Annotated in this window: 19 protein-coding genes; 3 read left to right on the plus strand and 16 right to left on the minus strand. The window is 52.5% G+C overall.

Features of this window, described 5'->3' with window-relative positions:
• Positions 1 to 297 precede the first annotated feature (297 nt).
• The 16 genes from mcrA to MKMG_RS02780 form a co-directional block, all read right to left on the minus strand.
• On the minus strand, positions 298 to 2,004 hold the full coding sequence (gene mcrA, locus MKMG_RS02705; RefSeq protein WP_165075269.1) for a coenzyme-B sulfoethylthiotransferase subunit alpha: 1,707 nt from the start codon (positions 2,002 to 2,004) through the stop codon (positions 298 to 300).
• Between the two features lie 5 nt (positions 2,005 to 2,009).
• Positions 2,010 to 2,774, minus strand: a complete 765-nt coding sequence (gene mcrG, locus MKMG_RS02710; RefSeq protein ID WP_165075271.1) for a coenzyme-B sulfoethylthiotransferase subunit gamma — start codon at positions 2,772 to 2,774, stop codon at positions 2,010 to 2,012.
• Positions 2,775 to 2,787: 13 nt separating this feature from the next.
• A complete protein-coding gene (gene mcrC / locus MKMG_RS02715; protein ID WP_165075274.1) occupies positions 2,788 to 3,414 on the minus strand; it encodes a methyl-coenzyme M reductase I operon protein C in 627 nt (208 codons plus the stop codon).
• Positions 3,415 to 3,421: 7 nt separating this feature from the next.
• The gene (gene mcrD / locus MKMG_RS02720) at positions 3,422 to 3,898 is read right to left on the minus strand and encodes a methyl-coenzyme M reductase operon protein D (protein WP_165075277.1); all 477 of its coding nucleotides are present in this window, start codon (positions 3,896 to 3,898) and stop codon (positions 3,422 to 3,424) included.
• A gap of 17 nt (positions 3,899 to 3,915) precedes the next feature.
• Positions 3,916 to 5,217, minus strand: coding sequence for a coenzyme-B sulfoethylthiotransferase subunit beta (gene mcrB / locus MKMG_RS02725; RefSeq protein WP_165075280.1), 1,302 nt, complete (start codon positions 5,215 to 5,217; stop codon positions 3,916 to 3,918).
• A gap of 423 nt (positions 5,218 to 5,640) precedes the next feature.
• Positions 5,641 to 6,534 carry a 4Fe-4S binding protein gene (locus MKMG_RS02730; RefSeq protein WP_165075282.1) on the minus strand — a complete coding sequence of 298 codons (894 nt, stop codon included), beginning with the start codon at positions 6,532 to 6,534 and terminating at the stop codon, positions 5,641 to 5,643.
• Positions 6,535 to 6,850: 316 nt separating this feature from the next.
• The gene (locus MKMG_RS02735) at positions 6,851 to 7,651 is read right to left on the minus strand and encodes a formylmethanofuran dehydrogenase subunit C (protein ID WP_165075285.1); all 801 of its coding nucleotides are present in this window, start codon (positions 7,649 to 7,651) and stop codon (positions 6,851 to 6,853) included.
• Positions 7,652 to 7,663: 12 nt separating this feature from the next.
• The gene (locus MKMG_RS02740; RefSeq protein ID WP_165075288.1) at positions 7,664 to 9,385 is read right to left on the minus strand and encodes a formylmethanofuran dehydrogenase subunit A; all 1,722 of its coding nucleotides are present in this window, start codon (positions 9,383 to 9,385) and stop codon (positions 7,664 to 7,666) included.
• A gap of 2 nt (positions 9,386 to 9,387) precedes the next feature.
• Positions 9,388 to 10,704, minus strand: coding sequence for a formylmethanofuran dehydrogenase subunit B (locus MKMG_RS02745; RefSeq protein WP_165075291.1), 1,317 nt, complete (start codon positions 10,702 to 10,704; stop codon positions 9,388 to 9,390).
• Between the two features lie 12 nt (positions 10,705 to 10,716).
• Positions 10,717 to 11,109: a molybdopterin dinucleotide binding domain-containing protein gene (locus MKMG_RS02750; RefSeq protein WP_165075293.1), complete on the minus strand. Its 393-nt coding sequence runs from the start codon at positions 11,107 to 11,109 to the stop codon at positions 10,717 to 10,719.
• 19 nt (positions 11,110 to 11,128) lie between these two features.
• Positions 11,129 to 11,554, minus strand: a complete 426-nt coding sequence (locus tag MKMG_RS02755; RefSeq protein ID WP_165075296.1) for a hydrogenase iron-sulfur subunit — start codon at positions 11,552 to 11,554, stop codon at positions 11,129 to 11,131.
• 2 nt (positions 11,555 to 11,556) lie between these two features.
• Positions 11,557 to 13,578, minus strand: coding sequence for a CoB--CoM heterodisulfide reductase iron-sulfur subunit A family protein (locus MKMG_RS02760; protein ID WP_165075299.1), 2,022 nt, complete (start codon positions 13,576 to 13,578; stop codon positions 11,557 to 11,559).
• Between the two features lie 12 nt (positions 13,579 to 13,590).
• A complete protein-coding gene (gene hdrB / locus MKMG_RS02765; protein WP_254059063.1) occupies positions 13,591 to 14,493 on the minus strand; it encodes a CoB--CoM heterodisulfide reductase subunit B in 903 nt (300 codons plus the stop codon).
• Entirely contained in the window at positions 14,494 to 15,078 is a 585-nt protein-coding gene (hdrC, locus tag MKMG_RS02770; RefSeq protein ID WP_165075301.1) for a CoB--CoM heterodisulfide reductase subunit C, read from the minus strand.
• Positions 15,079 to 15,088: 10 nt separating this feature from the next.
• Positions 15,089 to 16,252 (minus strand): 4Fe-4S binding protein, encoded by a 1,164-nt coding sequence (locus MKMG_RS02775; protein ID WP_165075304.1) that lies wholly within the window; start codon positions 16,250 to 16,252, stop codon positions 15,089 to 15,091.
• A gap of 8 nt (positions 16,253 to 16,260) precedes the next feature.
• Positions 16,261 to 16,536: a 4Fe-4S binding protein gene (locus tag MKMG_RS02780; RefSeq protein ID WP_165075307.1), complete on the minus strand. Its 276-nt coding sequence runs from the start codon at positions 16,534 to 16,536 to the stop codon at positions 16,261 to 16,263.
• 435 nt (positions 16,537 to 16,971) lie between these two features.
• Between MKMG_RS02780 and MKMG_RS02785 the strand changes: the two genes are divergently transcribed.
• The 3 genes from MKMG_RS02785 to MKMG_RS02795 are packed head-to-tail and all read left to right on the plus strand — an operon-like array spanning position 16,972 to position 20,209.
• Entirely contained in the window at positions 16,972 to 17,154 is a 183-nt protein-coding gene (locus MKMG_RS02785) for a hypothetical protein (protein WP_165075309.1), read from the plus strand.
• Positions 17,151 to 18,353, plus strand: a complete 1,203-nt coding sequence (gene glp, locus MKMG_RS02790; RefSeq protein WP_165075312.1) for a gephyrin-like molybdotransferase Glp — start codon at positions 17,151 to 17,153, stop codon at positions 18,351 to 18,353. The genes MKMG_RS02785 and glp overlap by 4 nt, the downstream gene beginning before the upstream one ends.
• Positions 18,347 to 20,209: a molybdopterin biosynthesis protein gene (locus MKMG_RS02795; protein WP_165075314.1), complete on the plus strand. Its 1,863-nt coding sequence runs from the start codon at positions 18,347 to 18,349 to the stop codon at positions 20,207 to 20,209. The genes glp and MKMG_RS02795 overlap by 7 nt, the downstream gene beginning before the upstream one ends.
• Positions 20,210 to 20,229 lie beyond the last annotated feature (20 nt).

Genomic DNA, 20,229 nt, shown 5'->3' on the forward strand with positions numbered 1-20,229 from the left:
TCTCGATATCAGATTCAGTGTCCTCCGCAGCGCCAGCTACAGTGGCAAGAGCGCCAGCCAAAGCGCTGATACCGATGCCAAATAGTATTTCTTCCATTCAGGCATCCTCCTGTGTGTCAAAGCACCAGAGTAACACGTTACACAAACCCTTTTTGGTTCAATTAAACCTCGATAGGGATTTTATTAAAGGTTTCGAAAAAAAGAGAATCACTATTTTACAATCGAAACGGAATGCAAGCTACGTTGTAAAACAAGCAGGAGTTTCCTTTTGTTAAATAAAAAAAAAATGAGTTGATCTTACCTTGCCGGTATGATCAGTGAGCGCTCGCCTGCTGGCTTGAACTCGCGGATTGCACCCTTTGCGAATTCGCGGCGGGGTTCGGAGAAGTCGAATGTGAGTGACGGATCTGCGAAACAGATCTTCACAAGTGGGTCGAAGCAGAATGCGTCGCCGCGTCCGTAGTGCGCACCACCGACGATAGCTGCGTATTCTCCCTGGTGACCGACATTCATTGCGTAGTTCGGGTAGTTTGGTCCACGGAGTTCGCCCATCAGACCGCGGTCAGGCTCCATTGAAAGGGAGTTTGCTGAACCACACTGGTCCTGAAGATCGTATCCGAAGAAACCAAGACGTGACCAGCCTTCCTTGTGCATAAGCATGGAAAGGTACCATCCGTTCAGACCGGCATTGGAGTTTCCGGTACCGATGGAACAGGTCAGACCACAGGCTGCTGCCATAACACCAGCACGCTGTGACCCGCCAAAGTGGTCTTCCATCATGGTGGGGTACTGCTCGTACTGCTCCATTGCATTGAGGTTGACCTCGGTTGCAAGGTCGTTGACGATCTCCTGGGTAGGAGTGATGGTTGCTGCAGGGTCCGGGTTGGAGTAGTCGAAGCCGTACTTGTCCTTCAGGTAGTCCATACCGTAGTAGGTGTACTCATCGAGGATGTTATCAGTGTATGCTGCTGTTGCATACTGCGTGAAACCGACACCACCGGACATGTAGGAACCAAGCCAGATCTGATCGAAGAGCATGGTACCTGCACCGACAACCTCAAGGGATGCACGTGCGGGGTCGTTCGGGTATTTCCGGTTTGCCTGGATAATATCGGAGAAGACACCGAATTTGATTCCACCGGGCTCGTTAGGGCCACGGGCACGGCGTGCCGGAAGGATGGATGCCATCTGTGAGACACCGGCGTGCTTTGCGGCGAATGAAAGGTCAGCGACTGCTGCTTCACCAGCGCACATTCTGTATGCTGCGATGAAGGACATACCGATCTGCATTGCGGACCATCTGGAGGTGGTTCCACCATCACAGGTACGTGAGACAATGGTCGGTATGTGGATTGCCTGGTACATGGACTTGCCGACCTGTGCTTTCAGGACTTCTGCCTGTTCAGAGGTGAAGAGCTTGTCGATGTTGATCAGGAACTGTGGCTCAATGTCATCTGCCATTGCGTCGTCGCCAGTGAAGACCTTCACGTAACAGTCATCGACAAGGCCCGGGTGGGTCTCGACCATGTGTTCCTGAACCACTGCTGCACCTGGCATTGCGTGGTTGAGGATGTGGAGGTATTCGTTGATGGTCTCAGGAGTTACTTCCTTACCGAGACGCTTCTGGAGAGTTGCGTGTGCAAGGTCCATACCGACAACGACAGTACGGCGGATGTCATCCCACATCTGCTGCATTGCAGCGTTGTTGACGAAGTGAAGGTCATCACCCTCTACGAAGACACCGGTGTTGGAGACTTCGTAGGTCATGAGCTGTCTCTGACCCATTGGCATACCACCAAGGTGGCAGTGTTCGGGGTCATACATGGAGATTCCACGTTCCATCTCGATGCCCTTTGCAGCAGCCATAAATTCGCGCTTACGCGGGGACTGGCGGACACCGTTGAAGTTGTAGAACGTGGTCTTTACGGACTCAGGATCCTGGCCCTGGAACTTCTCTTTGAGTGCGTCAAGGAAAAGCTTCTGTGATCTCTCTATTTTTGCCATTAAAATCACTCCTCAACCGGCATGAAGCCGTATTTTGTTCTCAGCGAGTGGATGCGCTGGATGTATTCAATGTACTCCACGTCATCACGGTATGCTAAACCGACGAGTGAGTGGAAGATGGTCGAGTGAGCCTTGACCCATGCGTCATCGAGTGGCTTGCCGACTGCGACTGCACGGTCGAGGGGTTCTCCGATCTGGTCTTTCACGTAGGTAACGACACCTTCGTCACCGATGATACATCTCTGGAGCATGTCGAACATCAGGCCGTCTTCTGCAAGACGGAGTGAGTGTCCGTGTACAGTTGCGCCACGGATGCTGGTAAGAGCGGGCTCGAACATTTCGGTCTCGATGAGCCACTTGGAGTATGACTCAAGGTCACGCTCACGGCACTCGACGATCTGGCGACCGGAGAGTGTACCGGGGTCAATACCACGGAAGCGGTAGCATTCTGCGTAGGTACGCTGGTATGGCTGGGACGGACCGTTGTACATAGAGTCAACAAACTGTATGTAGCGGACGCGGTCTCCTGCCTTTGCACCATCGGTTGGCTCGACAATCTTGCGGATTGGGCAGTCAGGTTCCTGCTGCTCTGCGAGTGGTGGGTGTGCAGTTGGATATGCGGAGCCCGGTGCGCGGTGACCGAGAACCAGCACAACATCTTCATCAGTTACATCTCGAACTTTGTCAAGTTCGACGTTCGGGTTCATCTGGCGGCGCCTGTTTTCAGCGACGACGGAGGTGCCCGGACCATACTGTGGTGTGTATGCCATAATTATTTTCACCTTAATTAGGATTTTTCATTACATTCAATACTGCCTGAACGACTTCGGCGAGTTTATCCCGCGGCGGGGTCTGACCCCTGGTCACACCGCTGACAATTGCTGCCACCTCACCCTTTGTCCGGATGTGCTCCGGTGACGGCATGACATATGCGGTTTTGACACCGACTTTTGCGAGATCTTCGTAGTCAATTGGTGCCTGTGAGACAACAACTGCGCGGACATCTGCCTGTGAGAGAATAAAGCGCACCTTCTCCACCACATGGGAACGTACATTCCCGTGGTGCAGAACAGCCACTTTATGCTGCTCAATCTGTGACACCTCTCTTCCTGAAAGGCCAAAGTATGCCCCCAGGACAGAACCGGCCAGTTTTGGAGCATCGGCAGGGACGCCACTTCCCGAGTTGAGCACAAGGGTGCTCACCGAGAATTCCACGCCCTCTCTTCTCAGGGCAGACGTGATATCACATACCGGCTTCGTCACATGGCGCCTCCCCGGGGACATGCCGACGACAATCACATCAGGATGACGGCACTCTGAAATAGTGCCACGCTGAGCAAGGCCTCCGCCTTTACCCATCCCCATGGATTCGCGGCAGTCAACAACCTGGGTTATGCGACCAATCGGCATGAATATCTTATCTTCCCTGAATAATTACCGGCCCTTCTTTATTCCGTGGATCCATGAGACCTATCAGGTTTGGATCCACGTCAGGACCGTATTTAGCATAGTCCGCAACAGTTGGCTGGGTTCTCATGTACTTCTTCCCGGTCTGGAGCTGATACGGGAATTTCGTGAAGAACCGATCACATAGTGCACGGATTTTTTCAGTCACACTGTCATCCAGCACCTCAAAGATCATGGTCCCGACCTGAACACGGAGTTCAAATTCAGACCCGCCAACCATAATGACTTTACGGTTGGAATTGGGGTTGGGTTTCCCCCGCGCAGGCCCGTAAGGGACCGTACGCGGAAGATTCGGACCATTTATCATCATCCGGCGTATTCCGGGAATCTTTACTACCTCATTGAGGAGTGCTTCCGCGGAGTCCGGTTTGAGCATGCGGAGGGGTGTGATCCGGCACTGGGGATAATCAACGACAGCTTCAGTCATTCAAATCAGTTCTCTGTTCAGATACCGTCTGCGATATTCTGGATCGGTCTCTTGAACACGTCAATCTGACCGTATGTTTCGCCCATGATAGCGGAAGTGCCTTCAGGAGTGAACATCTGTGTACCTGCATCGAGTGCACATGCTGCAACGACACATGGAATTGCACAGCCGTTTGCGTGACGTGTTACGACGTGGTTACCATTGAAGATACCAGGACCACCGCCACCATAGATGGAGTGGCTGAAGAATGAGAAACCGACTGCAGTTCCCATTAGACGACCGAAGTCAGTGCCGGGGAGACCGGTCTCGTGTTCAAGCAGGTCGTTGAAGTACAGGAGAGTCGAGGAGACTGCCTGTGCGAAACGTCCTGCACCACAGTTGACCAGTGTTGCTGCCATGGTACCTGCTGCTGCGTATGCGTTCCACATCATGGGGTCCTTGGTGTCGTAGAACTGGAAGTAGCCGCCCTTCTTGCCTGCAACGATGACCTTGTCTTCAATTGCACGCTCAACAAGGGACTGGACAACAGTACCGATGGTACCGGACTGGCCGTTCTCCTTGACGAGTTCGTAGACGAGGTTGTTTGCATTAAGGCCCTGGTATGCGTACTGCAGAAGCATGTGGCGCTCGAATGGGCCGATTGCGCCACCCATCTCAAACTCTCCTGCGGTCTCGAGGGTTGCTGCGAGTGCTGCACCCTGCATTGCATTCCTTCCGGTCATCATAACAAAGTGGTTGACACCGATGTTACGAAGTGCAAAGCCGATACCCTCATTGTTCTGTGGAATGTTGAGGACAGATGTTACACCTGAGCCCGGCATGTCCATAGTGTGTGGGTATCCACCCCAGCATGCTGCCTTAACGGTGGATGCGTTGAATGCATCGACGTTAAACTGGTCAACAACCGCATAGGTGGTTGCTGCTGCAACAGCTGAGATAGCTGCATCGTAGGTTGCTGCTGAATCGAGACGTGCCTTCGGGACCTCGACGAGGAGAAGGTTGCCGCCCTTGAATTCGTTTACAACTGTGTCGCCGCCCTCGACGTCAACCATCTCTTTGATCTTTGCGACGATTGCGTCTTTGTTATCCATAATCGGGAGATCAAGCTCACGGCCAGGAATGGTACCCTTGCCGAGTTTACCGGCTTTGAGGCCTGCCTGAATGCCGCCGAGGTTGACTGCGATTGACCTCTTGGTGAGGTCAATGATCTTCCTTGATGCCGGGTTGACGAGCGGGCTGACCTTGTCGATGGTTACGCCGCTCTTCAGAAGCTTACCGTCATCTGAATAGAGATCAATAGTGTCGGAATATTTTGCCATTTATTTTCCTCCAATTACCCTTTTGTGCAATGCATTTCATTTTCTGAACAAAGACAGGAATAAATCCTGACGGAAATCGATGATAGTAACTACTGCACGTCCCCGCATGGGACAGGAAAGATATACACAATGTCAGAATATAAGGATTCCTAATCCTGAATAATATAATCTGAAAAAAATAAAATCTAAACTGTGAGAAACAGGCAAATCAACCGTTAGTTCAGGTAAGATTAACACTCGGTATTACGAAACTTACTAATTCGTAACACAAGATACGACAAAGATTCCATTTTTTTATCATTTGAATGATGCGCTTCTTTTAAGCTTTTTTTTCAGAAATTAACGCGCATTTAGAGTGAAAATATATCGATTATAGAGAGATGGGGAGAAAATTCAGAATAGCCCCCCCATCAGGACAGGAACTTACAGATGTTCCACAACCGAATCTTCCGGAAGTTTGGCCAGGACGGATTTCACAATCAGATCAAACCCAATCTCATCCAGCTGGTCTGCAAGAAGGTGAGTGCCCACCGCCTGACGGTAGATACGGTACATTGCCTCATCAACCGCCAGCTCTGCTGCTTCCAGGGAATTTACTAAAACCAGACACCTGCCAATCTTCGGATGACGCCCGCGCCTGCCGCCGAAGGTGATCTCGTAGACCGGGTCTTCTGCTGTTATAACCCCATACGGGCAGGTATGCACACAGGCACCGCAGCTAATACAGCGCTCATCATTAAGGACAATAACGCCGTTTATCACCTCAAGAGCATCTTCATTGCAGTAATCAACACATGCCCCACAGCCTGTACACTTTTCCGGGTGGCGGATAGGTTTTAAGTGACCGGTCACCCCCACTTCACAGAGGCGCTCACTCACACAGGAATTAGGACATGCAGAGATACCAATACGCGTCTTTACAGGCATTTCACGCCCGAAGTATTTCCGGTCAATATTGAGGGCAAACGGGATGGCATCAATATTTGCAAGCCGGCAGCGTTCATTCCCCGGGCATGCCGTCACATTGACCACATTCTGGAATTCTGCACCAAACGGCGTCCCGTTCTTCCTGAGTTCCTCACCGAGTGCCTGCAGATTTTTCTCAGGCACATGCGGAATTTCCACAGTCTGCCGTGTGGTGAGATGAATGCCAGCCCCGCCGTACTTCTGTGCAGCGTCAGCAATGCCCCGCAGTTGGTCCGGTGTAACAATGCCCGCCGGGATGCGGAGCCTGACGGTGTATGCCTCCATACCGTCCTCCACAATTACCCCGCTCTGGGAATCAGGATCATACGAGTGCTTCATTACCTGTACCATACTTTCTCCAGCGTATTAATTTTCACGTCCTCAACATAAATTCTGCCACACCGACACACATCCGCACCCGTATCACAGAGCTATGTTGATTAAATTGACAATACGGCGACAATACCTCAATAATTTTCATCATTTCCGGCATGCCTGAGACAATTAAAAGAGTTAACATCATGAATGGATTAATGAAAGACTGTGTCAGCCAAATATGTTTCAACAGTAATCCTTAGTACATTCACCCATGGCACGGGCTTAGGAAGGCCAACATGCAGTTTCACGGTGAAAAATGCATCGGGGTAACGCGGCAAAAAAAAAGGATTTAGTATTTCATATAAAGCTGACCGTAGATGACCTCACCCTTGCGCTTAGGGTGACGTTCGCCCATATCTCCTTCATACAGGGCAAACCGTCCATTATCACCATCTACTTCAAGGTCAGCATCATTGCGATACTGGAACCCTGGCATCATTACGTCAATGTCACCATAAACGTAAATTGTTCCTTTCACCATCTGTCCGCCGACACGACTCTTTGCGTCACCTTTGACGATGATCGTGCCGCCTTCCATGTGTGTACCGACATGCACGTCGATGTTGCCACCGACGACAATGGTGCCGCCACGCATGAATGTACCGACATCACTGCCGGCATTGCCGCTGACACGAATTTCTCCGCCCTGCATACCACGCCAGTCGCCACGATATGCTGCGCCGAGATAATTGCCTGCATTGCCGTTGACGATAAGTTCGCCGCCGGTCATGCCAAGCCCTGCGAATGCTTCGATGTCACCGTTAACGGTGAGTCTGCCGCCGGTCATCCAGCCGCCGACATACATGTCTGCATTGCCGTTGACGATAAGTTCGCCTGCGGACATCTTCATGCCGATGTACTTCACACGGCTGACATCGCCATTGATGACAACTGTGGTATCGGCTGCCGTCTGGCCGCCTGCACCTTCAACCGTGAAGTAGTCACCAAGGGTGACTGTGGTCTTGCCGACAAATCCGTGCAGTGCTGCAATCTCCGCTGCATTCTTCCCTGCAAAGACATCGGGTGTGATGTTCTCTGCCTCAAGGAAGAGTGTGGGGGTCTGGGTTGGGGTAAGAATTACTTTTGCCATATCTCCGTCACCTCACTTTGTTGCATCGACCTCGATGACATACGGATTCGGCACATAGTGGTGTCCCTCAACCGCGTAGTTGTTCTGTGTCACGGTGTAATACCGGCGGAACTTCTCTGAAATATCACGCTCAACCATCGGGTTGTCATTGACTGTGGCATTGACCCAGAAGGTGCGCTTGTTGCCCATGTCAACGATCTCGCCCTCCTTCACGATCAATTTGCCGCCCTTGATGAGATATGCTGCATTACCGAATGCATACTCAATCTTCTCAGGGTCGTCGGTGTCAGTTTCCGGGTTGTACGGATAGACTGCGACATCACCCTCAAGACCTGGTTTGAGTGAACCGAACATGTGGCCGAGACCAAGGGTCTTTGCCGGTCCTGCACGGGTCATCATTGCAAGTTCGTAGAGTGAAATTTCGCGATCAAGTTCACCGATGTAACAGCGCTCGCGGATCCTGTCGCCGTATTTGAGCGTGTTGTCAAGCATGTCATCACGTGCCTTTGCACTCATGAGCCACTTGTAGACACGCGGGTAGCGGCAGAGTGGTCCTGCATTTGGTGCATCGGTGGTGATGTATGCACGCATCGGGTCCTTGATGAAGAGACCACACTCAAGACCGACTGCCCACTGGGCGCCGGCGATGAACGTCTTCGGGTTGTAGATGAACGGAACAACACCGGATCCGGTCTCAAGCTCCACATCCGTGTTTGCCCACTTGAGATTATTCATGTGGGAGAGATGGTGCTCGAAAGGACCGTCTGCCGTCATCGTGGTGGTCTCGTCAAGGGTTACGACACCAAGGTCATAGCTGATGTTGTCAACTGAGTTGATGTAGTCAACAACTTCCTTAGACTTAGACTCAAAGAACTTGGACGAATAGCTTTCACCACCGTAGCAGTGGAACTGCAGGTGCGTGTTGTGAAGCACAACGTCACGGCCGAAGTCATTCTGCGGCTTGAAGCCCTCTGCAATCTTCAGGGTGTCAAGGGTGATCTCGTAGTTGCCCGGTTCACCAAGACCGTTCCCATGCACATGCATACAGTGCGGAAGGCCGAGGTACTCGTTTGCTTCGATGAGGCCGGAGACAATCTGCCGGGGGGTCACGTCAAAGTACGGGACCACATCATCGACGGTCTCACAGTTCAGTCCCCATCCCCAGGACTCGGTACCACCAGGGTTCACACACTTGATGCCATATCCCTTGGTCTGGTTGAGAAGCCATGCAATGTATGCTGCGGTGTTCTCAATCTCATTCTCCTTGAGGTATTCAAGGACAAACCAGTTGTTACCAAAGACAGGAAGTGCTCCCTGGTCGATGATCGGAGTGTCGCGGATCTCCTCATGGGTATGGCGTGCATACAGAGGCGGCATTGCTGCCTCCATAGAGAAGCCGAATCCCATGCGTGCATACAGGTATGCGGTTCTGAAAACGGTAGGGACGGAGAATCCACCCTCCATGCGCTTAATACCGCTGCCTGCCGTACCATTGAAGAGCTTATCTTCCGGACGGAAATTCCGGCCCGTATTCACTTTGGGACCTGCGACATGTGCGTGTACGTCAACACCTGCCGCCATCACGGTCATGCCAGTGGCATCGATGATGGTCGGGTTTGTGACATCGCCTGCATCGGCCATCTTGCCGTCTTTGATGGCGACATCCACTTTGTCTCCGTTAATCCCCAGGATTGGGTCGTAGACAAAACCATTTTTGATGAGATAATCTGTCATGATTATGCTGCCCCCTTCAGTTCCCGTACACGGGTAAGAACCAGCTGGAGGAACTCATCATCTGTGAGCATTCCCTCAGGGGGTTCAACAACCTTTCTGGTCTCAATCGGGACATTATCCATACGGTATGCACAACCGCCGACTTCAACGCCCACAAATGCCACCGGGACATGCAGCTTTGACACTGCGGATGTCGGAGTGATGTGCGGGTCGATACAGACAGACGGAAGCTTGGCAATCTTCTTCACGGAACCGACCGGGAAGTGTGCACCGGGGTCAGACCCGAGTACAAAGACTGCATCAACCTCGTCACGAATAAGCAGATCATTGGATGACGAATCGCCGGGATTATATCGGGCAAATCCGCGGGTCAGGTCAAGACAGAACGGGAAACCGAACTCCCATCCCCAGACCTGTCCGGAGCCGGTCACATTGTAATGACCCCGCATCGCTACGATGGCTGCTTTCGTGTAGTCATTGAGGTCACGGGTGACCATGATTGCAATATCGATGTTGTGGTTCTTCCCGAGTGAATGGGTCACACCCATACCGAAGAAGATGGCCGTAAACCGGCCGGACTTGAGTGTATCTGCGATTTCGTAGATCTGCTCTTTGGGTATGCCCGCAACAACATCCGGAAGCTTTTCGCCACGGATGGCGACACGGATAGCGCTCAGGAGCTCATAGTCACGACCCTGCTCAAGCTGGACATGTACATCTGCCATCTTGGCGGTGTCGGTGTTCCGTGGGTCGACCACGATCATCTTTCTTGACTTTGAACCCTTGCCGGTGAAGAAACCACGGGGGTATATTGAGTACCGCGACATGTGACGCGGGTGAGCATGTGCCGGGTTGCATCCCCAGAAGACCACACGGTCTGCACGGTTTGCAATCTCACCGAGGGTTGCTGACGGCACACCGACATCCTGCACAGCAATCAGGGTTGAACCGTGACAAACTGTTGCAGTGTTGTCCATGCATGCACCGACTTCCTCACCGATCTCTGAGCCTGTGCTCTGTGCAGTACAGTTGGTCGATGACCAGCCGTACATCAGTGGCTTCTTGGCATCAACGAGCAGGTTTGCAGTATAGTCGGCTGCCTCATCATACGTTACTTCTTTCCAGGAGCCATCTTCCTGCTTCATCCGGGGACGGGTCAGACGATCCTTTGCCTGGGAATGGAGAAACTTTGCCGCTCCAATGGCGCAGGCATTGTACACCTCAAGGATCTCCTCTCCGTCATCGGAGAGAGCAACCTCAAGATCATCGCAGAGCGTCCCGCAGAATGGACAGACGACATCTGTTACTATTTTAGCCATCTTTCATACCGCCTATAAGCACTCCTCTGTAATCAGAGCAATGGCGTCAAGGACAATTTCTTCCTCAGCGGCATCAACTGTCACTGGAGTGCCCTTGAATGTTGGCATCCCGGTGGAGTAGGTATTGGGGTCAACAAGTGCATTGGCCCATGGTCCCATGGGGATCCACCCGAGCCCGGGGTGCGGGCCCTGGGTTGCGCCGATTGCCTTGACCACAACAGTCCCAAATTCACTGGAGACACGAACATTCGTATTCTTAAAGCACCCGAGACGCTTGAAATCAACGTCATCGAGTTCAAGGATCCCGCAGGCATCCCGATAGGCAAGCTTCTCCTTGCCATTTTCCATCGAGACGCCCTGCTGGATCGTCCTGCCTGAAATCAGGTTTATCTGAATAGCTGCCACACCTTCATCTCCGATTCAGTTATCTCTCGTACTTTTTCAGCGGACTTGGGCCAAGTTCTTTGACCGTTTTAACAACATCTTCCATGACTGCTCCCCACTTTGCACCCTCGGATGCAGAGACGAAGGTCATTCTCAGACGGTTGTCATCAAGACCGATATTCTTCAGGAGATTCTTCACGAGGAACATGCGCTTTGCGCACTTGTAGTTGCCCTCAAGGTAGTGGCAGTCACCGAAGTGGCACCCTGAGATCAGCATCCCATCTGCACCATCCTGAAACGCCTTCATGATGAAGAGCGGATCAACACGGCCTGTGCACATCACACGGATGGCACGGACATCAGGCGGATACTGAACACGGGCACCACCGGCAAGGTCTGCACCTGCGTATGAACACCAGTTACAGATGATTGCAATAATTTTTGGATTCCAGTTCTCATCTGTCATTACTACTCCCCTCCCTTAAGAAGGAATGCGTCTATCTGAGCACAGATCTGTGGTGACGTGAAGTGCTGCATCTTAATTGCACCACCCGGACAGAATCCTCCACAGGTACCACAGCCCTTACACTTTGCTTCGGTTACTTCCATCACGGTGCGGCCATTCTTCTCAATAAGGTCAAGTGCACCATACGGGCACTGCTGAAGACACAGACCACAGCCTGCACAGATATCATCCATACACTGTGCAAAGTACGGCTCAAGCTGCACTTCACCGGTGTGAATTGGAATCGATGCTGCGGATGCGGCACCCTCTGCCTGTGCAACGGTGTCAGGAATATCCTTTGGTCCCTGACATACACCGGCAAGGTAGATACCTGCGGTGGTGGTGCCACACGGGTTGAGTTTCGGGTGTGCTTCAAGCAGCCAGCCATCCTGTGACTTGGAGACACCGAACATCTGGCGGATCTTCTCTGATTCAGGCGTCGGCTGAACTGCTGCAGCAAGGACGACCATGTCCATCTCCATACTGACAGGCCTGCCAAGAAGCGTGTCTTCTGTGTTGACGATGAGGTTCTTTGTGATCGGGTCTTCCAGAATGTTTGCCACACGGCCGCGGATGAACTTTGCACCCTCGTTCTGAATACGGTAGTAGAACTCCTCATACATCTTTCCAAAGGAACGGATATCCATGTAGAAGAGGTAGGGCACTGCACCAGGGATCTTTTCCATGATCTGGTGGGCGTGCTTGAGCGAATACATACAGCAGAAGCGGGAACAATACGGTTTGTTAACGCCGCCGGTGTTGTCACGGGAACCTGCACAGAGCACAAATCCGACTTTCATCGGGGTCTGCCCGTCAGACGGACGAATCAGGTGACCGCCGGTAGGACCGGATGCACAGATGAGACGCTCGAACTCAAGACCGGTGATGACATTGTCAAACCGCTTGTATCCCCATTCCTTCTTCTGCTCAATCGGGATGTAATCATACCCGATGGCGAGAATACAGGTACCGACTTTGATCTCCTCAAAGGTGTCAACCATGTCAAGGTCAATCGCACGCTTTTCAGGGCCACATATGTCAACACAGAGACCACACTTCACACAGGAGTCAAAGTCAATGGTGTAGAGGAGAGGCATAACCTGCGGATGATAGATGTAGATTGCCTTACGGGGTGCCATGCCCATCTCAAATGGATTCGGTTTGATGACAGGACATACTTCAGCACAGTCTCCACAGCCGTTACAGCCGCCGCCGACAATGCCGCGTTCCAATGCTTCGGTTGGGTCAAGGACACCACGTGCCTTCTTCCGGAGGGTAATAGTGAAGTTACCGATGTAGCCTTCTACTTTCTCAACTTCAGTGTAGGTCCTGAGTTCAATGTTGGGGTGACGTCCGACATCCACCATCTTTGGTGTCAGGATACACTGTGAACAGTCAAGTGTCGGGAAGGTCTTGTCGAGCTGGGACATGCGTCCGCCAACGGTCGGGGCCTTCTCTATGAGGTAGGTCTTGATCCCTGCGCTTGCAAGGTCGAGTGCAGCCTGCATACCACCGACACCGCCTCCAAGGACGAGTGCGGAGTGCTCCACAGGCACACTCTTTGGCTGGAGGTCTTCAAGCATCCGGGCCTTTGCAACAGCAATAAGGACCTGGTCCTTTGCTTTTTCGGTTGCGCCTTCCCAGTCGTGCATGTGCACCCAGGAGTTCTGGTCACGGATGTTTGCCATCTCGAACCGGAACATGTTCAGTCCGCCTTCCTGTGTTGCGGTACGGAACGTCGGCTCATGGAGACGCGGCGAACATGCTGCAACGACAATGCCGTTCAGGTTGTGCTCTTTGATGGCGTCGATGATCATTGATTGTCCCGGAGTTGAACACATATACTGGTATTCATCAGCGACAACGACACCGTCAAGAGTCTCGGCGTATTTTTTAACCTCTTCAATAGAGATGGATCCTGCGATGTTTGTACCGCAGTGACAGATAAACACGCCAATTCGTGGTTCTTCTTTAGTTTCAGCCATTCATTTCACCTCTTAAAGGATCTTCTCCAGGAATGGTTTGCAGTCAACAGCGTGCAGATCAAGAGCAAGCTCCTGCGGAGTCATACCCTGTGCAAGACCAAGGAGTTCGTTGTAGTGAAGAACCGGAAGGTTATAGACCTGACCGAATTTCTCCTGAATTTCAACCTGACCACGGTCGTACTGAAGCTGGCAGAACGGACAGAACTCAGTGATTGCGTCAGCCCCGACTTCCTGTACATTGATCAGTTTCTCATTGGTAATATCCAGTGAGTGAGTCAGGTCAAACCCACGGACACCGCCGCCGGCACCACAGCACTGCATCTTGTTGCGGTACTGAACAGACTCTGCTCCCAGTGCATCGATGAGTTCCTCAAACCACATGGGGTTCTCGGTGTCACCGAAGTGGCGCTCCTTCTTAGGCTTCATCAGATGGCATCCATAGTGTGGCGCGATCTTTGTTCCGTTAAGCGGGCGGGTAACGCTCGCACGAACCTTCTCAACACCACAGATCTTCTCATCATAATAGAGTTCAATCAGGTGCCAGACATCAATGGAACCCTTGAATTCCATATCGACTTCTGCAAGCACTTCGTTCACACCGTCACGGAGTTCGTCGTTGTGCTTGAGGATGTGGTTGACTTCCCAGATAGACTTGTAGCACCCGTTACAGATGAGGGTGATGTCCATCTTCATCTCTTCTGCAAGCACGAGGTTGCGTGCTGCAAGTGCATACCATACGTTCAGGTCAATTGACCCAAACGCACCAGGCGCAGGACAACAGCTTGCTCCTTTCAGCGGCAGAAGTTCAATACCCAGTTTTTCACTGGTTTTAATAGCTGCAGCTTCACATCCGGGGTACCGGTTTGGTGCAATACAGCCAAGGAAGAATGCGTACTGTTTCATATCTCCAGACATTTACTTACTCTCCTCGGCGAGAATCCGGTCTGCATTCTCTTTCATCTTGTAGAAATCCATGATCTTCTGAATTCCCGGAATAAATTCGGGATAACTGTGTGTCGTTGGCGGATCTGCCGGCAGGCCGAGCTTTACACGGGCTGCTCTGTTGACATCGTTATTTGGCACACCATGTCCGGTGTTATAGATAAGCTGCACGGTCTTGAGGAAGTTGCGTGGCACAATATCAATCTTGAACGCAAGGTTCCTCATTGCCATGATCACATCAGTTGGTGCGAGGTCACGCGGGCAGCGATCTGTACACGAATAGCAGGTAGTACAGAGCCACAGGTCCGGGTCATTAAGTGCTTCCTGCTCGAGCCCAAGCACTCCTTTTCTCATGAAGAGACGAATCCGATACGAACTGCGTGGTGCTGACGGACATGAACCTGTGCATGTTCCGCACTGGTAGCACATATTGGCAGCCGTACGACTGAGTTTTTTCACATCTTCGAGAAACTGAGGGTTGGAATCATTAGCATAATAACTCGTATCTCTGAGTTTCTCTTCCAGTTCGGCATTGCCGTATTCTTTTACTCTTGCCATTTCCTTTTCCTCACGCGGTTTCCATCATCTTGAGTTCAACCTCGTCCTTTGCGGCCTCTTTTACCATAGAGGTGCGCGGAGTGCAGAGTTTGTCCTTGATTCTCAGGAAGAGATCCGTCTCCTTACCCTTCACACGGATATTAGTCCGCGTCAGAGTAATGATATCCTCACCGGGACATGCGTTCACACACGCACCACAGAGAATACAGAAGTCCTTGTTGACTGCAATTACAGGTTCATTCTCGCCTCTCAGGTCCTTTGCAGGCTTCGGAGTAGGGAGATAGATTGCATTTGCGGGACAGACCTCAACACAGGTGGAACACCCGGCAGGGCACTTATCTGCATTGAACTCAATGTCACCTTCAAAGATCTTCTCAACGGTGATTGCCTCGGCCGGACAGTTGATGTCACACCAGCGGCAGGTACAGCAGTTCTCTTCAATGATTTCTACCTTGCCACTGAGCTTTGCTGATTCAACCGTCCTCTCAACGACGATTGCATCTTCAGGACATGCTTCAACACAGATCTGACAGGCGTCACAGAGTTTCTCGTCCCAGACAACATCGCCCACGACTGCACCGGACTCTGCGGAGAACGGTTTGCGCTTCACATCAATTGCCTGACAAAGTTCTGAACAGATACCACAGCGAGTACACTTTTCATCATCAACGGTGAAAGTGGTCTTTGCTGCGAGTACTGACTGCTTCTCAAGTGCTCCGTCAACCGTTCCCTCAAATGCAGGGACTTCACGGCTGATTGCATCGCGGGGACAGACGTCCTCACAGATGGTACAGCGGACACACTTGTCCTGGTCAATCTTTGTGACCATATCATATTCAGGGAACCCTTCACGCTCGATAATCGGAAGAGCTTCCTCGCCGTCAACTTTGAGAGTCAGGGAGTTGAACGGGCACATAACGACGCAGACACCACAATATGAGCACTTTTTCTCATCAATATTAATGGGTTCTGCATAGTCTACTACACCACGACGGACAGCGCCTACCAGTCCTAGACTGATCGCTTCCTCCGGACAGGATTCTGCACAGATTCCGCATCCGGTACATGTCTGTCCGTTCAGAATCAGGCTGCTAACGCTCGTGAGGAGCTTCTGCTCCATAATAACGTTAACGCCGTCTCTCTTTTTGGAGAATTTCGGGAAGAATGTATCCATGTTAAACCTCACTCCATACCTTCTGCCAGGGATTTGGATCTCGAATCCCACGGTCCTGCCAGCCGTATCACATTAAACGGGCATGCCTCAACACATACGCCACACCCGGCGCAGAGTTCGTGATCTACATCGAGAACAATGGCCTTGCCATTCTTCACCTGGTAGATCTTCTCGTCGGTCACCGGATCTACTGTAAACAGCTCCAGTGCATCGACAGGACATGCAACCACACATGCGTTACAACCGGTACACCGCTCCATGTTAATATGCAATGCAAATGCCATGGTTTCACGCACCAGTATCGATCAAATCGATTACAGGAAAAGTTGTTGAAAAGAATAGATAAAGGTATTGAAGCGAGGTGCTTTCGAAAGAACAGAGCACAACCCATGTTTTCCGATAAAAAACATTTACAATCAGCAAAAATCAATACCCTTTCATTAATTTTAGAAATGCACATCCACCGATAATAACCAGGAAAAAACCAGAAGTTTTTCTCGTATTCTGCAATTTAGTGATAGTTTCACCTCCTACCCTGAAATTCCCTTTTTAAAATGCCACACCCCGACATTATTCATCATTTTGCGAACAATAATGCAGGATTCAGGTAACTTTCTCCCAATATCAACAGAGATTCCAATATCAGAAAAATAATATCCGCACGCTGACATTTTCACACAGTAAATCTAATTTCAATCAAAGACCACCATAATGTTAGCATGACAACAGATGACCTTGCGAAAATATTCGAAGAGTGCGGAATTGAAAATGAGATCACCTGTATACAGGCATTTGAGATATCTGAAAAATATGCCATATCAAAAACAGCCATTGCCCGCTACTGCAACAGCCGGGACCCCCGGGTTAAGATCAGGGGCTGCCAGCTGGGCTGTTTCAAATGAGCATTTTTCTTGAGCTTATTCCGGTCTCTGAAGCGGAGGAGATACTGCGGAAGATTGCACCGCTCATGGGAGAAGAGGCAGTCGCCCTCTCCGAGGCATACGACAGAGTCCTCTTTCGGCCGGCCGCAGCAGCAGAAGACATACCCGGTTTCACCCGTAGCGTGGTGGACGGATATGCCGTCCGTGCGGCGGATACGGTCGGCGCAGGGGAGGCGTTGCCTGCAATGCTCACGATCACCGGCCGCGTCGGGATGGGAGACGGAGATGCCGGACAGGTCGCACCGGGTGAATGCAGGTATGTCCCGACAGGCGCAGTCATCCCGGAGGGTGCCGATGCCGTTGCCATGATCGAGTATGCAGAGGAGTCAGGGGATGATCTTCTCGTCTACCGGGCAGTCGCACCAGGGGAGAACCTGACTCTCCGGGGAGACGATTTCCGAAACGGTGATGTTATATTTCCGGCAGGCAGGCGCCTGTCACCCCGTGACCTCGGGGTTCTGGGTGCACTCGGCATCACCACTGTGCCGGTCTGCAGGCGGCCGGTAACAGGGATCATCAGCACCGGCAATGAACTCATCAGCCCGGACCAGACACCCGGACCCGGAGAGATACGGGACGTCAACACCTACCTCTGTTACGGATATGCACAAACACGAGGAACCATCCCACGCGTCTATGGCATCATCCCTGACGAACGCGGCCCCCTTGAGAAGGCCATCCGGCAGGCGGTCGCCGAGTGCGACCTGGTCTGCATATCCGGCGGCAGCTCCAAAGGGGAACGGGACATGTGTGCTGCCATTCTTGCAGACCTCGGCACCGTCCATGCACACGGCATTGCTCTTGCACCCGGCAAACCGACGATCATCGGCACCATTGACAACGTCCCTGTGCTGGGCCTTCCCGGCCACCCGGCATCTGCGTATGTGGTCATGGTGGCGCTTGCCGATGTGCTCATCGCTGCCATGACGGGATGCGAGGTAACGCGTATTACTGTGCCTGCCCGCTGCGCCGCCCCAGTCCCATCCACACGCGGACGGGAAGACTATGTACGTGTCAGGCTTGAGGGCCGGGACGCATACCCGCTCTTCGGGAAATCCGGCCTCACCAACACTCTCATCGAAAGCAGCGGACTGCTCCGTGTCCCTGATGGCAGGGAAGGCTACGAGAAGGGTGCAGAGGTTGAGGTGATCCTGTGGTAACACGATATCTCGAACTGGTCTCCCTTGAGAAAGCTCTGGAAAGAACACTCTCATCATTTCCGTTCACACCCACCGTGGAGGAGATCCCACTATCTGACGCGGCAGGCAGGGTGACGGCAGCACCGGTCTTTACCCGGCAGTCTGTTCCGCCGGTCCACCTCTCAGCGATGGACGGGATTGCAGTGAAGAGCCAGGATACGCACGGTGCCGGTGAACAGCGTCCGGTGACCCTGCGGGACTTCCTGCGGGTCAACACCGGCAATGTGGTTTCCTCAGAGTACGATGCGGTCATCATGATCGAGGATGTTGAGGAGGATGACGCGGGACATTACCTCATCCGCAGGGCCGCCGCCCCATGGCAGCACATCAGGCCGGTGGGTGAAGACATCGGCGAATCAGAGATGATCGTCCCTTCATCACACCGCATCCGCCCCCACGAGATCGGCGCACTGGCGGCCTACGGGGTGACAACCGTCCCTGTGCGGACCGTGCGGACAGGGCTCATCGCCACCGGCAGTGAACTGGTGCCCCCCGGCACCCGGCCTGAAGCAGGACAGGTCATCGAGAGCAATATGCAGATGGCCGCGGCATGCCTCCGTGACCTCGGCGCCACACCCACCCATTACGGCATCGTACCGGATGAACCTGATAACATCCGCGAGGTAGTCATCCGTGGCATCAAAGAGAATGACATGCTCATCATCTCTGCCGGCTCCTCCAAAGGAACCCGTGACTACACGGCATCCATCGTCGAAGACCTGGGCGAGGTGTTCATCCACGGTGTTGCCATCAAACCGGCACGCCCGGTCATCATCGGTGCCATTGGCGGCAAACCCATCATCGGCACACCGGGATACCCGCTCGCCGCCTACACCATCATCCGTGAGTTCATTGGCCCGATGATGGGAGCATATGGCCTGCAGCCACCGGTGCCGGAGACCATCCCTGCCATCCTTTCCACACGGCTGGACTCAGCAGGAGGCACGGATGAGTTTGTCCTGCTCTCTGTGGGGAAAGTCAGCGGCCGGTGGGTGGCCGTCCCCCAGTCCCGCGGTGCCGGCGTGCAGATGAGTGCGGTCCGTGCCAATGCCTGCATGAAAATTCCCGCACGAAAAGAGGGAGTGATGATGGGTGAAGAAGTGCAGGCGACCCTGATGGTTCCCAGGTCTGTTGCTGCAGAATCCCTCCTCATCACCGGCAGCCATGACCCGTGCATTGACTATCTCGCAGACATGCTCGGAAAACATGCAGTCACCCTTCACCCCACCCATGCCGGCAGCATGGGCGGTGTCCTCTCCTTAAAACAGGATACCTGCCACGTGGCACCGATGCATCTTCTCGCAGATGACGGCACCTACAATATCCGGTATCTGGAGAAGTACCTGCCGGATACACCGCTCACCCTCATCTGCGTGGCAGAACGGGAACAGGGCATCATCGCACCCGAACCGGTCACGTTTGATGAGGTCATCGGCAAACGGATCATCAACCGCCAGAAGGGCTCGGGGACCCGCATCCTCTTTGACCATCTCCTGAAGGAGAAGGAAGTCAACCCCGCAGAGATCACAGGATATGAACGGGAGGCAACCACCCATCTTGCCGTAGCCCTTGCCGTCCGTTCAGGCGAGGCAGAAGCAGGCATCGGTGTATACAGTGCGGCAAAGGCTCTGGGTCTTTCGTTCACCCCCATCGGAACGGAACGCTATGAACTGGTGACACGGACAGCAACCTGTGAGACCATGCCTGAGGTCAGGCAGCTCTTTGACACAGTGGCATCAGAACAATTTAAAGAAATACTGCACCGTCTTGGCGGTTACCGTACAGAAGAAACAGGGATAATAAGAAAAATTCCCTGATATCTTTTTTAAATTCAGAA

This window comes from Methanogenium sp. MK-MG, from assembly GCF_009914725.1.
Taxonomy (GTDB): domain Archaea; phylum Halobacteriota; class Methanomicrobia; order Methanomicrobiales; family Methanomicrobiaceae; genus Methanogenium.

Coding starts and splice junctions, on each gene's coding strand:
- mcrC (WP_165075274.1), bottom strand. CDS start 3,414: ATGCCGATTGGTCGCATAACCCAGGTTGTTGACTGCCGCGAATCCATG.
- MKMG_RS02740 (WP_165075288.1), bottom strand. CDS start 9,385: ATGACAGATTATCTCATCAAAAATGGTTTTGTCTACGACCCAATCCTG.
- mcrG (WP_165075271.1), bottom strand. CDS start 2,774: ATGGCATACACACCACAGTATGGTCCGGGCACCTCCGTCGTCGCTGAA.
- MKMG_RS02785 (WP_165075309.1), top strand. CDS start 16,972: ATGACAACAGATGACCTTGCGAAAATATTCGAAGAGTGCGGAATTGAA.
- mcrD (WP_165075277.1), bottom strand. CDS start 3,898: ATGACTGAAGCTGTCGTTGATTATCCCCAGTGCCGGATCACACCCCTC.
- hdrC (WP_165075301.1), bottom strand. CDS start 15,078: ATGGCAAGAGTAAAAGAATACGGCAATGCCGAACTGGAAGAGAAACTC.
- mcrB (WP_165075280.1), bottom strand. CDS start 5,217: ATGGCAAAATATTCCGACACTATTGATCTCTATTCAGATGACGGTAAG.
- MKMG_RS02760 (WP_165075299.1), bottom strand. CDS start 13,578: ATGGCTGAAACTAAAGAAGAACCACGAATTGGCGTGTTTATCTGTCAC.
- MKMG_RS02735 (WP_165075285.1), bottom strand. CDS start 7,651: ATGGCAAAAGTAATTCTTACCCCAACCCAGACCCCCACACTCTTCCTT.
- mcrA (WP_165075269.1), bottom strand. CDS start 2,004: ATGGCAAAAATAGAGAGATCACAGAAGCTTTTCCTTGACGCACTCAAA.
- hdrB (WP_254059063.1), bottom strand. CDS start 14,493: ATGTCTGGAGATATGAAACAGTACGCATTCTTCCTTGGCTGTATTGCA.
- glp (WP_165075312.1), top strand. CDS start 17,151: ATGAGCATTTTTCTTGAGCTTATTCCGGTCTCTGAAGCGGAGGAGATA.
- MKMG_RS02745 (WP_165075291.1), bottom strand. CDS start 10,704: ATGGCTAAAATAGTAACAGATGTCGTCTGTCCATTCTGCGGGACGCTC.
- MKMG_RS02730 (WP_165075282.1), bottom strand. CDS start 6,534: ATGGTACAGGTAATGAAGCACTCGTATGATCCTGATTCCCAGAGCGGG.
- MKMG_RS02755 (WP_165075296.1), bottom strand. CDS start 11,554: ATGACAGATGAGAACTGGAATCCAAAAATTATTGCAATCATCTGTAAC.
- MKMG_RS02780 (WP_165075307.1), bottom strand. CDS start 16,536: ATGGCATTTGCATTGCATATTAACATGGAGCGGTGTACCGGTTGTAAC.
- MKMG_RS02775 (WP_165075304.1), bottom strand. CDS start 16,252: ATGGATACATTCTTCCCGAAATTCTCCAAAAAGAGAGACGGCGTTAAC.